Here is a 15,552-nt window from a genome sequence, read left to right on the forward strand (position 1 = left end):
CGTGTAAAAAAAAGCCCGCCCGATCAATGATCGAGCGGGCTTTCTCAAGGTGCCTGAAGGCGGGTTACTTCTTCAGGCCGTAATGCTCGTCGAGCATGCCGGGGGCGTTTGGCGCCTTGGGGGCGTAGTCGCGAGGCGGCTCCTGGTTGCCGCGAGGCGGTGTCAGGCGTTCCCGTGGTGTCTGCGTTGCATCGGTGTGTAGGGCGGCGAGCAGGCGCTGGCGAGTCAGCTCGTCCAGGGCCAGGCGGTTAGCACCCTCGGCGAGGTGGTCTTGCACTTCCTGGTGGCTCTGGGTGAGTTTCTTGACCAGTGCCGCGGTGCTGTTGAAGTGGGTGACCACCTCGTTCTGATAACTGTCAAAACGTTCCTGGATATCGTCCAACTGACGCTGCGTGCTGCTGGGCGCGGCACTCGGCACCAGACGGGCGACCAGGAAACCAATAGCGACACCGGCAACCAGGGCAAGAGTCGGCAACAACCAAACTAAGAGCGAGTGTTCCACGAGTCCTTCCTCTATAAACGGCTTTGCTTTACGTTAACGGCTCGGACCTGCGCTGTATACCGCGATCTTAAGGTCGCAATGATGTCAGGCAGAGACTTTTAGCTAGACGAGTCGACCCCTTGAGAGGTCACGGAGTTCATTCCTTGCTTATGCGCGAAACCCCTTTGTTTATCGATGGCCCGGTCGGCCCACTGGAAGCCTTGTACCTGGACACCCCCGAACCCCGTGGGCTGGCGCTGATCTGCCACCCCAACCCGGTACAGGGCGGGACAATGCTCAATAAAGTCGTTTCAACCCTGCAACGCACCGCCCGCGATGGCGGATTGATCACTCTGCGTTTCAACTATCGGGGTGTCGGCGCCAGTGCCGGGAGCCATGACATGGGCACCGGTGAAGTCGACGACGCGCAAGCCGCCGCGCAATGGTTACTGTCCAAACACCCGGACCTGCCGTTGACACTGTTCGGTTTCTCCTTCGGTGGTTTTGTCGCAGCGGCCCTCGGCGGCCGACTGGAAGCTGGCGGACAGACGCTCAAGCACCTGTTCCTGGTGGCTGCGGCAGTCATGCGCTTGCGTGCCGTGGACCACCTGCCGGAGGACTGTCCGCTGACCCTGATCCAACCGGAAAGCGACGAAGTGATCGATCCGCAGCGGGTCTACGATTGGTCCGCTGCCCTTGAGCGTCCCCATGAGCTGCTGAAAGTGGCAGAATGCGGGCACTTTTTTCATGGCAAGCTGACCGATCTGAAGGATCTGATCCTGCCGCGCCTTTTGAATTGATAGCAGTCTGACTAAGCGATTACCCATGACGACTCGTACACGTATCCTCACCGGCATCACCACCACGGGCACCCCGCACCTGGGTAACTACGCTGGGGCCATCCGTCCGGCGATCCTCGCCAGCCGTGACAGCAATGCCGACTCCTTCTACTTCCTGGCCGACTATCACGCGCTGATCAAATGTGACGATCCGTTGCGCATCCAGCGCTCGCGCCTGGAAATCGCCGCGACCTGGCTGGCCGGTGGCCTGGATGTGGAGCGTGTGACCTTCTATCGCCAGTCGGACATCCCGGAAATTCCCGAGCTGACCTGGTTGCTGACCTGTGTCGCGGCCAAGGGCCTGCTCAACCGTGCGCACGCCTACAAGGCCTCGGTGGACAAGAACCTCGAGGGCGGTGAAGACGCGGATGCCGGGATCACCATGGGGCTCTACAGCTACCCGGTGCTGATGGCGGCGGACATTCTGATGTTCAACGCCCACCAGGTGCCGGTCGGCCGCGACCAGATCCAGCACGTGGAAATGGCCCGCGATATCGGCCAGCGTTTCAACCACCTGTTCGGCCAGGGCAAGGAGTTCTTTGTCATGCCCGAAGCACTGATCGAAGAAAGCGTCGCGACGCTGCCAGGCCTCGACGGTCGGAAAATGTCCAAGAGCTATGACAACACCATTGCGTTGTTCACCAGCGCCAAGGACATGAAGGACGCGATTTCGCGGATCGTCACCGACTCCCGTGCGCCGGGCGAAGCCAAGGACCCGGACAACTCGCACCTGTTCACCCTGTTCCAGGCGTTCTCCACGACCGCGCAAGCCGCCGAGTTCCGCGATCAATTGCTGGGCGGGCTGGGTTGGGGCGAGGCCAAGAGCCGCCTGTTCCAGTTGCTGGACAGTGAGCTGGCCGAGAAGCGCGAGCGTTATCATGAACTGATGTCCCGACCATCGGACCTGGAGGATATTCTCCAGGCCGGGGCGAAGAAGGCCCGCAGCGTCGCGACGCCGTTCCTTGCCCAGTTGCGTGAGGCGGTCGGCCTGCGTTCGTTCGTCAACCCGGCTCAGAGGGTCGCGACCACCAAGAAGAAAACCGCCAAGGCGGCGCGTTTTGTCAGCTTCCGCGAGGGCGACAGCTTTCGTTTCCGTCTGTTGGCCGCCGATGGTGAGCAACTGTTGCTGTCGCGCGGCTTTACCGATGGCCAGGCCGCTGGTGGCGTGACCAGGCAACTGCAATCGGGTCAAGCCCTGGACATCCGCGCCGAGGCGCAACGCTTCAGTGTCTGGTTGGAAGGCGAGCCGGTGGCCGACAGCCCCGAGTTCAGCGATGAAACGGCCCGTGACGCCGCCATCGAAGCATTGCGGGTCGCCTTGACCCCCGTTCAAGACTAATCGACCGTCGGCCCGACCAAGGGCCGATTGCCATTCCCACGGGCCATCGCTAAAGTGACCGCCCGTTTTTGTTACCTTGCTAACGAAATTATGACCCCCCTAGAACGATATCAAGCTGATCTGAAACGCCCCGAGTTCTTTCACGACGCGGCCCAAGAAACGGCGGTGCGCCATTTGCAACGCCTGTACGACGACCTCGTCGCGGCTTCGCAGAACAAGCCGGGCCTGTTCGGCAAACTGTTCGGCAAGAAAGACCTGGCGCCGGTCAAGGGCCTGTATTTTTGGGGCGGTGTTGGCCGTGGCAAGACCTACCTGGTCGATACCTTCTTCGAAGCGCTGCCGTTCAAGGAAAAGACCCGCACGCACTTCCACCGCTTCATGAAGCGGGTGCACGAGGAAATGAAAACCCTGCATGGCGAGAAAAACCCGCTGACCCTCATCGCCAAGCGTTTTGCCGCCGAGACCCGAGTGATCTGTTTCGACGAATTCTTCGTCTCCGACATTACCGATGCGATGATTCTCGGCACCCTGATGGAAGAGCTGTTCAAGAACGGCGTGACCCTGGTGGCGACCTCGAACATCGTACCGGACGGCCTGTACAAGGATGGCCTGCAGCGGGCGCGTTTCCTCCCGGCGATTGCGCTGATCAAGCAGAACACCGAGATCGTTAACGTCGATAGCGGTGTCGATTACCGCCTGCGTCATCTGGAACAGGCCGAGCTGTTCCATTTTCCGCTGGACGAAGCCGCTCAGGAGAGTCTGCGTAAAAGCTTTCGGGCGTTGACGCCGGAGTGCACCCAGGCTGTTGAGAACGATGTACTGATGATTGAGAATCGCGAGATTCGGGCAATCCGTACTTGTGACGATGTGGCCTGGTTCGACTTTCGCGAACTGTGCGACGGTCCGCGCAGCCAGAACGACTATATCGAATTGGGCAAGATCTTCCACGCCGTGTTGCTCAGCGGTGTCGAGCAGATGAGCGTCACTACCGATGATATCGCTCGACGCTTTATCAACATGGTCGACGAATTCTACGACCGCAACGTCAAGCTGATTATTTCGGCGGAAGTGGAACTCAAGGACCTGTACACGGGCGGTCGCTTGAATTTCGAGTTTCAGCGGACCCTGAGCCGCTTGTTGGAAATGCAGTCCCACGAATTTCTGTCGCGAGCGCACAAGCCATAAGCGTTTCAGATAGCAAGGCAATTGGGAAAGCAAAAAAAGGCCTGCAACCGCAGGCTTTTTTTCGCGTCGAGGAAATCTCGAGGGCCTGCGAATTACTTGATTCACTCGCTTGCACAGGGTTTGATTTCAATTGTCCATCAGATAGCTCGCCAGCTCATCCTGTCGCTGACAACCGATAAGCAGCCACAACAGCACCCGAGCTTTACGCGGACAAAGAAACCCGGCCATCGATGCGCCTTTTTGGATCAAATCGATCTCCCCACCCTTAAACCCATATGAGCACTGCGCGGTAGGCCCCGAGCCAGTACGGGTCGCAATGATGACGGGGATTTTTCGTGTGATGCCTTCGATTACCTCGGCCCACTGCTCAGAAACATGTCCAGCACCGAAGCCTGCGATTACCAGACCGTCGTAGCCCAGTTCGACAATGTTCTCGAGTAAAAGCGTGTCGGCGCAGAGCGACGCCTCCAGCAGGGCGACCTTTGCGCACTGGTGCGGTATAGGCAAAACCCTGCGCTGAGCCGGTGGGCGCAAATAGCGAACGGCGTTTTCCACGAGCATACCCACGGGGCCAAAGACCGGAGAGGTAAATGCCTGCAATGCCAACGAATCGGTTTTACGAACCGTACTCGCAGCATGAATCTGACCGTTCATCACTACTTGAACGCCTCGATGACGGCTGTTTTCGGCCAATGCGATCCGGCAGGCATCGAGCAGGTTCGCCGGCCCATCGGCCCCTGCCTGTGCGGCTGAGCGCATGGCACCGGTCAATACCAACGGCTCCTCGTGGTCCCACAAATAGTCGAAGAACGTCGCGGTTTCTTCGAGAGTGTCCGTGCCTTGAGTGATGACCACACCCACCGCACCTTGACTGATTTGCCCATGTGCCCAGGAAAGGACGCTCAGTAAGAACTCGAAATCCAACGAGGCACTAGGTAACAGCCCGAGCGTTTCTACGCTAACCCGTGCCAGAGTCGACAACTCTGGTATCGATTCCAGCAAGGTTTCGCCGCTGACGGTCGGGATCACCCCTTCATCGGCATTCCTGGCCTGCATGCTCACGGTGCCGCCGAGCGCCGCAATGGCCAGTTTGGGCAGGTCCATGGGACACCTCCTTTGTTTGTGATGAGAAGTGGCTGTATCCGGATTGGCGTCGTGATACGGCCCAAAAAGTGATGCGCGTCAGTTAGCGATCAATAGCCCGATAAACGGAACGATCAGCAGCGTGCTGATGGCCATGGACAGCACATTGCCGATAAAACCATGCATGTCAGGCGGCAAGCGCTTGGCGATCGCGCATGCCAGTGGAGGTGCAATCAGGGCTCCCAATAACGCGCTCGAGACAATGACCGCCCAGCTACTCCCGTGCGTCAGAATGGCCGCCGGCACGACTGACACCAACGGCACGTAGGTAGGATACCAGCCACACAATATCCATTGTCGACGCCAGATCAGCACGCCTAACGCCGAGGTCAGCGCCTGCGCGGCGAGCAGTTGTGGCAGCAGGCCCGTGCCATACACCGGGCTGGTCGGGTTTAAGGTGTAAGCCAGCAAGGCGCCCGCGATCAAACCGAGACTGGCCCATTCATTGCCAAAGAACGGCGCTTCGGAAAAGTCCGCCAACACCCGGCGCAGCGTCCACACGGCGCCGTAGTCAGGCGTTTTGGCGACGGCGGGCGAAGGTGGAGGGGCGCAGGGTTCTTCGGTTCGGTCGGATTTCATCAGGCTCGGCAGGCAACGGCAGAGCACAAAAGCGCCGACGCTGGCGACCGCCATGCCGGTGACGTTGCCGATCACGGCGGGCAATCCCAAGGGATTGCAGATGTAATTGACGATCAGCAGACACAGAGGCGTGACGAACAGCGCGCCCATGATTGCGCCATTGATCGCAACCTTCCAACCACCACCAAATATCAATACCATCGCCGCCGGCAACGAAACAAATGCGGCGAACGTCGGTTGCCAACGAGTGGCTGTGACCGTCCAGCCCCACAGCAGGTTGCTCAGCAACAGTCCAAGCAATGAACTGGTTACAAGCCATGGCCATAAACCGCTGCCGTAGCAAATGGTGAAGCCTTGCCAGGCTCTGCCCGTTCGATTCGCCCAGTAGGCCAGATAGGCGCCTGCCAGCAGCCCGATCGAAGCGAACTCATGTTTGTAGAACGCCACCTCGCTGATGTCTCCCAGGACCCAGCGCAACCAGGCGCTCGGCTCCGAAAGGCTCGATACCATGTGGCTGTAGTCCGGCCAATGAGCTGACCAGGAGGAGCGGTAGGTGAATGAAAGCCAGATGACCAACAGTGCCATGCCGAGCATCAGCCAGATGATCGCCGTATCCAGCGCCGACCTGGCGGCAAGTCGGTTTTGCGGTTTTTTGTTTGCGGTTTCCATCAGTCATACCCCCCCTTATCAGCGCGGCAGACAAGGGTGCTGGGTGTAACCGAGCATTTGATCGTAAAGATCGGCTCGACGATCGCGATGCAAATCGTTCAAATTGTTCCAGATGGGCGCGCTGCGCGAGCTGGTCAGATCGATGTCGGCAAACAGGATTTGCTGCTGGTCCGCTGACGCCACCTTGCCAATCGGCCAGCCATTGGTGCCGGCGATCAATGAGCAACCCAGGTAACGTGCGCCTCGCTCTTCACCTATCCGGCTCGCCGCCGCAATAAACACGTTGTTGACGTGAGCCGCCGTCATCGTCAGGTATGACGCCATGCACTTGCCGGCGTCATCGAACAGGGGCGGCGGAGTCCAGACCCAATTGTTCAGGCTGCAAATGATGTCAGCGCCTTGCTGGCTCAAAATGCGCGGGACTTCCGGGAACCAGATATCCCAGCAGATCAACAACCCTATGCGACCGATTGGGGTGTCAAAAACCGGGAAGCCCAGGTTGCCCGGCGTGAACCACAGTTTTTCCAGATTCCATAAATGTGCTTTTCGATACTTGCCGATGAAGCCGTCAGGTCCGACAAGAACGCCGGTATTGAACAACTGCATGCCGTCGCGCTCGGTCAAACCGGCGACCAGATAAACCTTGTGCTGGCGGGCAAAGTCCATCCAGCTTTGTACGCTCGTTCCGCCGGGGACGGCCTGCGAATGCTCGAACGCATCCTGCCGTGTTTTGAAGAAATAGCCTGTGCTCGAAAGCTCGGGCAGGACGATGAGAGTCGCCCCGTCATTTACCGCTTCCAGCGCTAACTCCAGGCTGTTTCGCAGATTTGTTTCGTGATTTTGCACGCCAACTTGTGGATCGAACTGCACGACTGCTACACGAACAGGAGTGGTTGGATCGTTCATTGCCGATGACCTCTTTATTATTGTTATTCACGCCGTTTTAGCTGCGTGCTTATGAAAGTCGAATCGACGAGAGTATGTAAGTCAGCCACTTCCGTTTAGGGTGTAGTCCGTATCACAAGATGTCTGCGCGAGGCGCTTGGCAGGAGGGGCTGCGAAGTTGAGCCAATGCACATCGTGCATGGCTCGAGGCAAGAAAGGTGATCAGGTTCTGACGTTATAGTGCGGATAGTCGCTCATGGAAAAGCCGCCATTGAAGACCGCGCCGGTTTTGTTGCAGATATGAATGACCGCATCGACGGCGCCCCGAAAGCATGGCTCGGTCCAGCCGGCGTCAACTGAAAATGATTCCCCGGAAAAATACAGGCCTGAAACATGTGCGAAGTCCCGGTTGTACTTCAGCAGGCTGACGGCGTCGTAGTAGGTGCCAGGTCGGTATAACTTTGCACAACCCAGCGCATTTTTATCGCTCATCCAACGTTGGACCACGGCTTGATTAAGGCTAATGTAGGGAGAGATTTTCTCCTGGATATTGGCGGAGTTCATGAGGATGCGATCCAGCTCTTTGGCGCACTTGTTCACCAGTTCTTTGTCGGTGAATGTGGCCAGTTTGGTAGCGTCGTCCTCCCATGTGTAACTTAAAAGGATGCAGTCATAACTGTAGTTATCGTTGTACCGGTAGGTGTAGACGTCGTGTATGAAGCTGTCGGTGACGATGACTTGCGGAATTTTGCTGTTTTTCGAGAGGAACGACTTTTTTAATGGCGCGAACACTTTGCAGCTGGTTTCCCAGTGTGCGGTTTTATAGGCATTGATGGTTTCGAAAGGCAGCATCTGTGGCGTGAAGCTTTCAAGCTTGATACGAGTTTCGATTAACCAGGAGGGGAGGGTCATGATGACTGAATCAAAGTCATCGTAGTGTTCCTGGGTTTGCGCGGATTGGCTATGTTTCGAGTTGTAGTGGACGCGTATTTTCTGGTTCGTCAGTTTTTTAAGTTTTGTAACAGATGAATCAATGAGCAAGCCGTTGTTTCTTTCCCTGCAGTGTTCATAGAAGGATTTTGCGGTTTCGTCGGTCTTTATGAACAGCAGACATTCGTCCAAAGCACAGAGTCCGATATAGCGGGGCCTGTCAAAACTCAGTCCCATCGAGTCGTAAACGGCTGCACTGTGCAGATGGGGCGAGTCAAGTGGATCGCCATTTGAGTCCACCCGACCATGGATCAGTTGCAACTGGCTGCTGAATCCAAAAATGGCCGTGCGTAGGGGATAGAGGCAACAGACATCGTAAAAGGCCCCCCAGCTACCGTCGCCGATGCCAATGGCGTAGAAGATCGCAGATTCCTCTGGGGACATTCCCATTCCACCAAAGTCCCCCGGTGAGCGTTCATCCCAGGCTTGCAGAGCAGGCATGCTGACCAAGTCTCGAAACGAAACGCCTTCGTATTTTTCGACGATAGCAGTCCACATGGCTTCCCATGCCCGACTGGCATAAACCTCTGCAACGTGGCGAGTCATGCGATCGGCAAAGGTTTTCCACTTTGCATACACCTTTTGCAGTTCTGCACCGGGAGGTGGTGTCTGACCATCTCCATTTTTCCAGACCAGCATCTGCGGAGTCAGTCCACCGCCCATGCTGCCCTCCCCTCTACCCCGGCGAGAGTGGCATATCCGATATTGCCGAGGATAGTTGAGCGAGAGGAGGTAATCAGCGCAGTCAAACCCTACAACTTTGTTTTTCGAACGCAAGTAGGATACTTTCGAAAGGCAGTTATCGGTAAATGATCTTATTAACCAGCATACACTTCAGAGTCAAACATTTATCCGCCCGTCCACCTTATGTTGCCGTTAGTTTCAGTTAATAGCCTACATAGCACTCGGAGTGTTCCTATAGAACATCTTTTTGTAGAAAACGGCAATGCCGAAGGGTTTTTCCATAGAGTTGCTCATAAAAAGGATCTGCGGTTGCAGGCGTTTTTTTGTTTTATCAATAGACCCTTTTGGGGATGTCGAAGAACCGCTGTGAGAGCGAGCAAGCTCGCTCTCACATTGGATATAGGGTGGGTTTGAGTATCAAGCCGCCTGCTGGAACTGTTGCCGATATTGGTTCGGCGACAATTCGGTGTGCTGACGGAACAGGCGGGCGAAGAAGCTTGCATCGTCATAGCCGACTTCGTAGCTAATGGTCTTGATGCTTTTGCGGCTGCCGGACAGTAGGCCCTTGGCGGTCTCGATACGCAGACGTTGCAGGTAGTGCAGCGGCTTATCGCCGGTGGCGGTCTGGAAGCGGCGCATGAAGTTGCGGATGCTCATGCCGTGCTCGCGAGCAACGTCTTCGAAGCGGAATTTGTCGGCGAAGTGCTCCTCCAGCCAATGTTGGATCTGCAAGATGATCACGTCCTGGTGCAGCTTCTGGCCGCCGAACCCGATGCGCCCTGGCGCGTAGCTGCGCTGTACTTCATAGAGGATGTCACGTGCCACGGCTTGGGCGACGTTGGCCCCGCAGAAGCGCTCGATCAGGTAGATGTAGAGGTCGCAGGCCGAAGTAGTGCCTGCTGCGCAGTACAGGTTGTCGGCGTCGGTCAGGTGTTTGTCCTGGTTCAGGTAGACGTTAGGGAAGCGCTCGCTGAAGGCGTTGAAGAACCGCCAGTAAGTGGTGGCTTCCTTGCCGTCGAGCAGGCCCGCTTCGGCGAGCCAGAAGACGCCGGTCGCCTCGCCGCAGAGCACAGCGCCACGGGCGTGCTGTTCGCGCAGCCAGGGCAGAACCTGCGGGTAGCGCTGGCAGAGTGTGTCGAAGTCGTCCCAGAAGGCCGGCAGGATAATCACATCGGCGTTTTCCAGGCCACCGTCCACGGGCAGGATGACGTCGCTGAAGCTGCACACGCAATGGCCGTCGGGGCTGACCAGGCGTGTCTCGAAAGCCGGGATGAGTCCGTGGCCGAGCTGCTTGGCGTAGCGCAGGCTGGCGAGATGGAAAAAATCCTTGGCTTGCATGAGGGTAGAGGCGAATACCCGGTCGATAGCCAGGATGCTGACGCGCCGTAGGGGCGTCGAGAGAGCGTTAGCCATAATTCAATTATTCTTATAGGGGAAAGTGGTCAACAGACGGCTGGATCGTCTTATTTTTTGTCGCATGTGTCCAGTGGTTCAACGTAAAACACTGGCATAGGCGCGGTGAATCCATCCCGGCTTCAGCGTGTTTGCAAGGTGTGCGCATGGTCGTCGAACCCTGCTCAGTTCCGGGCACGAGCTTTTTTGCAGCGGCGTGCGCCGGTTTCTCGAGCGGGAGGGGGGCCTTTCCTTGTTCAGTTGGGGGAAGTGCGGTTATCGATCTGCATTACGGCGTTTGTGGTGAGCGGCATTTCGACAAGCCCGCTCGCCACAAATTTCGGCCCGGCCCGGGAGCGTGCTTACGGTGCGGGGTTCGGATGATCCTTGTGGATCGCCTCGATTCCGGCCAGAACTTCGTCAGACAACTTCAACGCGGCGCTGGCGATGTTGCTGTCCAGTTGTTCGAGAGTGGTCGCGCCAATGATGTTGCTGGTTACGAACGGTTGTTGGGTCACGAACGCCAGGGCCATCTGCGCCGGGTCCAGGCCGTGTTCGCGGGCCAGGGCGACATAGCGACTGCACGCGGCTTGCGACTGCGGGTTGAAATAGCGGCTGAAGCGGCTGTAGAGCGTCAGGCGAGCCTTGTCCGGACGTGCGCCGCCTTCGTATTTGCCCGACAGGAAACCGAACGCCATCGGCGAATAGGCCAGCAGGCCGCACTGTTCTCGTAGGGCGATTTCCGCCAGGCCGATTTCGAAGCTGCGATTGAGCAAGTTGTAGGGGTTTTGGATCGACATTGCCCGCGGCCAGCCGCGACGCTCGGCCTCAAGCAGGCATTTCATGGTGCCCCAAGGCGTTTCGTTGGACAGGCCGATATGACGGATCTTGCCGGCCTTGACCTGCTCGTCCAGCGCCTCGAGGGTTTCCTCGAACGGTGTAAAGTCCTCGTCGGTCTTGTGTTTGTAGCCCAGTTGCCCGAAGAAGTTGGTGCTGCGCTCCGGCCAGTGCAACTGGTAAAGATCGATCCAGTCGGTTTGCAGGCGCTTGAGGCTGGCGTCGAGGGCTTGGACGATATGCTGGCGGTTGTGTTTGAGGCTGGCGTCGCGAATGTAGTTGATGCCGTTGCCCGGCCCGGCGATCTTGCTCGCCAGGATCCAGTCGGCGCGGTCGCCGCGCTGCTTGAACCAGTTGCCGATCATGCGTTCGGTGTTGGCGTAGGTTTCGGCCTTGGGCGGCACCGGGTACATCTCGGCGGTGTCGATGAAATTGATGCCAGCGGCCTTGGCCCGCTCGATCTGGGCGAAAGCCTCGGACTCGGTGTTCTGCTCGCCCCAGGTCATGGTCCCCAGGCAAATTGCACTCACATTCAGATCGGTCTGACCCAGCTGTCGATAATCCATTGGAGGCTCCTGTAGGAAAACAAGCATAAAAGCAGGTTGAAAAATTTTTCGCAATCTGCATAATTGCGCACCTCTTTATGCAGTGGAAGTGATGCGCCGCCGCCAAAGAATCTTGCCGTTGAACGGACGCGCCGACCCGAGCCCCCGAAAGCGTCTGTATCCGGCTGCCTTTGACCTTGTCAAAGTACGCACTATTCAGTAAGATCCGCCGTCTTATTTACAGGCGGCCCCTGAGGCTATAAAGAATGAAAACTTTTACTGCTAAACCGGAAACAGTTAAGCGCGACTGGTTTATCGTCGACGCTGCTGGTCAGACCCTGGGTCGTCTGGCCACCGAAATCGCGAGCCGCCTGCGTGGCAAGCACAAAGCTGAATACACTCCGCACGTTGACACCGGTGACTACATCGTTGTCATCAATGCCGAGCAGATTCGTGTTACCGGTGCTAAAACCACCGATAAAATGTACTACTCCCACTCCGGTTTCCCGGGTGGCATCAAGTCGATCAACTTCGAAAAGCTGATCGCCAAGGCGCCAGAGCGCGTGATCGAGACCGCGGTCAAAGGCATGCTGCCGAAGAACCCGCTGGGTCGCGACATGTACCGTAAGCTGAAAGTCTATGCGGGCGCTGTACACCCTCATACCGCTCAGCAGCCTCAAGAACTGAAGATTTAACGGAGTAGTTCAATATGTCGGCGACTCAAAATTACGGTACTGGCCGTCGCAAGACCGCGACCGCGCGCGTCTTCCTGCGCCCAGGTACTGGTAACATCTCCATCAACAACCGCACCCTGGACACGTTCTTCGGTCGCGAAACTGCCCGCATGGTAGTTCGCCAGCCGCTGGAACTGACCGAGACCGTCGAAAAATTCGACATTTACGTCACCGTCATCGGTGGTGGTGTGAGCGGTCAGGCTGGTGCAATCCGCCACGGCATCACCCGTGCCCTGATGGACTACGATGAGACTCTGCGCAGCGCCCTGCGTAAGGCTGGTTTCGTCACTCGCGATGCCCGTGAAGTTGAACGTAAGAAAGTCGGTCTGCGTAAAGCGCGTAAGCGTCCGCAGTACTCGAAGCGTTAATTCGCTTTCTGCGTCGGAAGAAGCCCGGCTCCTTTGTGGAGCCGGGCTTTTTTTATGGGCGAAATATTTGCTGTGACAACTTGCCACATCCGTAGACCCCCTATACTCCAAGGCTCGGGGCAGTGTGGGTCCGGTAATTACCTTGTCAGAGGTGGGGCTTTTCATTACCATTCTGCAAAATTTTTATAAGTACAAGATTTTTACTTAGTAGACGCCTGATTTAACAGGCCACAAAGCTGATGGGAGAGGACTGAATGAGCAATGACGGCGTGAATGCAGGCCGACGTCGCTTCCTCGTAGCAGCCACGTCCGTGGTAGGGGCTGCAGGAGCGGTAGGGGCTGCGGTCCCGTTCGTGGGGTCATGGTTTCCCAGTGCCAAGGCGAAAGCCGCGGGCGCACCGGTGAAAGTGAATGTCAGCAAGATCGAGCCAGGTCAGCAGATGATTGCTGAATGGCGCGGCCAGCCGGTCTTCATTGTTCGCCGAACCCCGGAAATCATGGGTAATCTGAAGAAGATCGAAGATCAACTTTCCGATCCCCAGTCCAAGAACTCGACACAACCAACCTATGTTGATCCAGAAACGCGTTCGATCAAGCCGGAAATCCTCCTGCTGATCGGTATCTGTACGCACCTGGGTTGTTCGCCGACATTCCGTCCGGAAGTGGCACCTGCCGATCTGGGGCCCAAGTGGGTAGGTGGCTATTTCTGCCCTTGCCATGGCTCCCACTACGATCTGGCGGGGCGCGTCTACAAGTCCCAGCCCGCGCCTTTGAATCTGCCGGTTCCGCCGCATTCCTATGAGTCCGATGAACTGATCGTCATCGGCGTCGACAAGGAGAACGCGCAATGAGCAAGTTCATGGATTGGGTTGATGCGCGTTTCCCCGCGACCAAGATGTGGGAAGACCATCTGAGCAAATACTACGCGCCGAAGAACTTCAACTTCTTCTATTTCTTCGGCTCCCTGGCCCTGCTTGTACTGGTCAACCAGATCGTTACCGGTGTCTGGCTGACCATGAGCTACACTCCTTCGGCGGAAGAGGCGTTCGCCTCTGTCGAATACATCATGCGGGATGTCGAGTACGGTGCGATCCTGCGCGTGTTGCACTCTACAGGCGCCTCGGCGTTCTTTATCGTGGTCTACCTGCATATGTTCCGTGGCCTGCTCTACGGTTCGTACCAAAAGCCACGCGAGCTGGTGTGGTTGTTCGGCATGCTGATCTATCTGGCGCTGATGGCCGAGGCTTTCATGGGCTACTTGCTGCCGTGGGGCCAGATGTCTTACTGGGGCGCGCAGGTGATCATTTCGCTGTTCGGTGCAATCCCAGTCATCGGTAACGACCTGACCCAGTGGATTCGAGGTGACTACCTGATTTCCGGGATCACCCTGAACCGCTTCTTCGCCCTGCACGTGGTGGCCCTGCCGATCGTGATCCTCGGCCTGGTGGTGCTGCACGTGCTGGCCTTGCACGAAGTCGGTTCGAACAACCCGGATGGCGTCGACATCAAGAAACACAAGGACGAAAACGGCGTACCGCTGGATGGCATTGCCTTCCATCCGTACTACACCGTGAAGGATATCGTCGGCGTGGTGGTGTTCCTGTTCATCTTCTGTTCCATCGTGTTCTTCTTCCCGGAAATGGGCGGATATTTCCTCGAAAAACCGAACTTCGAACAAGCCAACGCCTTCAAGACGCCGGAGCATATCGCTCCTGTCTGGTACTTTACGCCGTTCTACGCGATCCTGCGTGCGGTTCCCGACAAGCTCATGGGCGTGATCGCCATGGGCGCCGCGATTGCCTTGTTGTTCGTCTTGCCATGGCTTGACCGTAGCCCGGTCAAGTCCATGCGCTACAAAGGCTGGATGAGCAAGATCTGGCTGCTGGTGTTCTGCATTTCCTTCGTGATCCTGGGGGTGCTGGGCGTTCTCGCGCCAAACCCCGAGCGTACATTGCTGTCGCAGGTCTGCACCTTCCTGTACTTCGCCTACTTCATTCTGATGCCGTTCTACACCCGGCTCGAAAAGACCAAACCGGTTCCGGAAAGGGTGACTAGCTGATGAAAAAACTATTCGCTGTTTTGATCCTCGCGGCTCTGCCGGCGCTGTCTTTTGCCGCCGAACATGGCGGTCCGCCACTTGAAAAGGTCGATATCGACGTTTCCGACAAGGCTGCCATGCAGGATGGCGCACGGACCTTTGCCAACTATTGCATGGGTTGTCACAGTGCCAAGTTCCAGCGCTATGAGCGCGTGGCCGATGACCTGGGGATTCCTCATGACCTGATGCTCAAGAATCTGCTGTTCACCGGTGCCAAGATTGGCGACCACATGAACATCGGCATGCAGCCGGCGGACGCCAAGGCCTGGTTCGGTGCGACTCCGCCCGACCTGACTCTGGTGGCGCGGGTGCGTGGCACCGACTGGCTCTATGGCTACCTGCGGTCCTTCTACGAGGATCCGGCACGTCCGTGGGGCGTGAACAACAAGGTCTTGCCGAATGTCGGTATGCCCAACGTGCTGGTGGGCCTGCAAGGCCGTCAGGTTGTCGGTTGCAAGCAGGTGCAGATCATCGAGGACGGCAAGAAGCAGTATGATCCGTTGACCGGTACGCCACTGACCCATGAGGCGTGCGATCAGCTCACCATTGTGCCCAAAAGCGGTAGTCTGACTGACGAGCAGTTCGATGAGAAGGTCAAGAATCTGGTAACCTTCCTGGCTTATTCGGCCAACCCGGTGAAGCTTGCACATCAGCGCATTGGTACCTACGTCTTGCTGTACCTGGCCTTCTTCTTCGTGTTCGCTTATTTGCTCAAGCGCGAATACTGGAAGGATGTTCACTGATAACGCTGTAATATAACTGTCAATCGTGCGCGCCCAAGGGT

At 57.2% G+C, this 15,552-nt stretch carries 14 protein-coding genes and 1 pseudogene; 8 read left to right on the top strand and 7 right to left on the bottom strand.

Features of this window, described 5'->3' with window-relative positions; all coding sequences use genetic code 11:
- Positions 1-64: 64 nt before the first annotated feature.
- Positions 65-502: a Z-ring associated ZapG family protein gene (locus AWM79_RS16605; protein ID WP_060783303.1), complete on the bottom strand. Its 438-nt coding sequence runs from the start codon at positions 500-502 to the stop codon at positions 65-67.
- A 149-nt stretch (positions 503-651) separates the two neighbouring features.
- On the opposite strand from AWM79_RS16605, the gene AWM79_RS16610 reads away from it, so the two are divergent.
- From AWM79_RS16610 to zapE, 3 genes are all read left to right on the top strand, one after another.
- A complete protein-coding gene (locus AWM79_RS16610; RefSeq protein ID WP_060783304.1) occupies positions 652-1,281 on the top strand; it encodes an alpha/beta hydrolase in 630 nt (209 codons plus the stop codon).
- A 25-nt stretch (positions 1,282-1,306) separates the two neighbouring features.
- Positions 1,307-2,659, top strand: coding sequence for a tryptophan--tRNA ligase (locus AWM79_RS16615; protein WP_060783305.1), 1,353 nt, complete (start codon positions 1,307-1,309; stop codon positions 2,657-2,659).
- A gap of 90 nt (positions 2,660-2,749) precedes the next feature.
- A complete protein-coding gene (zapE, locus tag AWM79_RS16620; protein WP_060783306.1) occupies positions 2,750-3,844 on the top strand; it encodes a cell division protein ZapE in 1,095 nt (364 codons plus the stop codon).
- A 126-nt stretch (positions 3,845-3,970) separates the two neighbouring features.
- Here the strand turns inward: zapE and AWM79_RS16625 are convergent, their stop codons facing one another.
- The 6 genes and pseudogenes from AWM79_RS16625 to AWM79_RS16650 form a co-directional block, all read right to left on the bottom strand.
- Positions 3,971-4,948 carry an asparaginase gene (locus AWM79_RS16625; protein ID WP_060783307.1) on the bottom strand — a complete coding sequence of 326 codons (978 nt, stop codon included), beginning with the start codon at positions 4,946-4,948 and terminating at the stop codon, positions 3,971-3,973.
- Positions 4,949-5,026: 78 nt separating this feature from the next.
- Positions 5,027-6,235, bottom strand: a complete 1,209-nt coding sequence (locus AWM79_RS16630) for a hypothetical protein (RefSeq protein ID WP_060783308.1) — start codon at positions 6,233-6,235, stop codon at positions 5,027-5,029.
- Positions 6,236-6,253: 18 nt separating this feature from the next.
- The gene (locus AWM79_RS16635; protein ID WP_017132650.1) at positions 6,254-7,141 is read right to left on the bottom strand and encodes a nitrilase family protein; all 888 of its coding nucleotides are present in this window, start codon (positions 7,139-7,141) and stop codon (positions 6,254-6,256) included.
- 201 nt (positions 7,142-7,342) lie between these two features.
- Positions 7,343-8,782, bottom strand: a pseudogene (locus AWM79_RS16640) (FAD-dependent oxidoreductase); the annotation flags it as partial.
- Between the two features lie 429 nt (positions 8,783-9,211).
- Complete coding sequence (locus AWM79_RS16645) at positions 9,212-10,132, bottom strand: GlxA family transcriptional regulator (RefSeq protein ID WP_176986801.1); 921 nt, start codon at positions 10,130-10,132, stop codon at positions 9,212-9,214.
- A gap of 416 nt (positions 10,133-10,548) precedes the next feature.
- Positions 10,549-11,589 carry an NADP(H)-dependent aldo-keto reductase gene (locus tag AWM79_RS16650; RefSeq protein WP_060783309.1) on the bottom strand — a complete coding sequence of 347 codons (1,041 nt, stop codon included), beginning with the start codon at positions 11,587-11,589 and terminating at the stop codon, positions 10,549-10,551.
- Positions 11,590-11,834: 245 nt separating this feature from the next.
- Between AWM79_RS16650 and rplM the strand changes: the two genes are divergently transcribed.
- The 5 genes from rplM to AWM79_RS16675 all read left to right on the top strand — a co-directional run bounded on the left by rplM (position 11,835) and on the right by AWM79_RS16675 (position 15,511).
- Positions 11,835-12,263 carry a 50S ribosomal protein L13 gene (rplM, locus tag AWM79_RS16655; protein ID WP_060783310.1) on the top strand — a complete coding sequence of 143 codons (429 nt, stop codon included), beginning with the start codon at positions 11,835-11,837 and terminating at the stop codon, positions 12,261-12,263.
- Positions 12,264-12,277: 14 nt separating this feature from the next.
- Complete coding sequence (rpsI, locus tag AWM79_RS16660; RefSeq protein WP_017123589.1) at positions 12,278-12,670, top strand: 30S ribosomal protein S9; 393 nt, start codon at positions 12,278-12,280, stop codon at positions 12,668-12,670.
- Between the two features lie 254 nt (positions 12,671-12,924).
- Entirely contained in the window at positions 12,925-13,521 is a 597-nt protein-coding gene (gene petA / locus AWM79_RS16665; RefSeq protein WP_026013244.1) for a ubiquinol-cytochrome c reductase iron-sulfur subunit, read from the top strand.
- On the top strand, positions 13,518-14,729 hold the full coding sequence (locus AWM79_RS16670; RefSeq protein WP_017132656.1) for a cytochrome b: 1,212 nt from the start codon (positions 13,518-13,520) through the stop codon (positions 14,727-14,729). Before petA ends, AWM79_RS16670 begins: the two co-directional genes overlap by 4 nt.
- On the top strand, positions 14,729-15,511 hold the full coding sequence (locus AWM79_RS16675) for a cytochrome c1 (RefSeq protein ID WP_060783311.1): 783 nt from the start codon (positions 14,729-14,731) through the stop codon (positions 15,509-15,511). The genes AWM79_RS16670 and AWM79_RS16675 overlap by 1 nt, the downstream gene beginning before the upstream one ends.
- Positions 15,512-15,552 lie beyond the last annotated feature (41 nt).

The organism is Pseudomonas agarici (genome assembly GCF_001543125.1).
GTDB classification, from domain to species: Bacteria; Pseudomonadota; Gammaproteobacteria; order Pseudomonadales; family Pseudomonadaceae; genus Aquipseudomonas; species Aquipseudomonas agarici.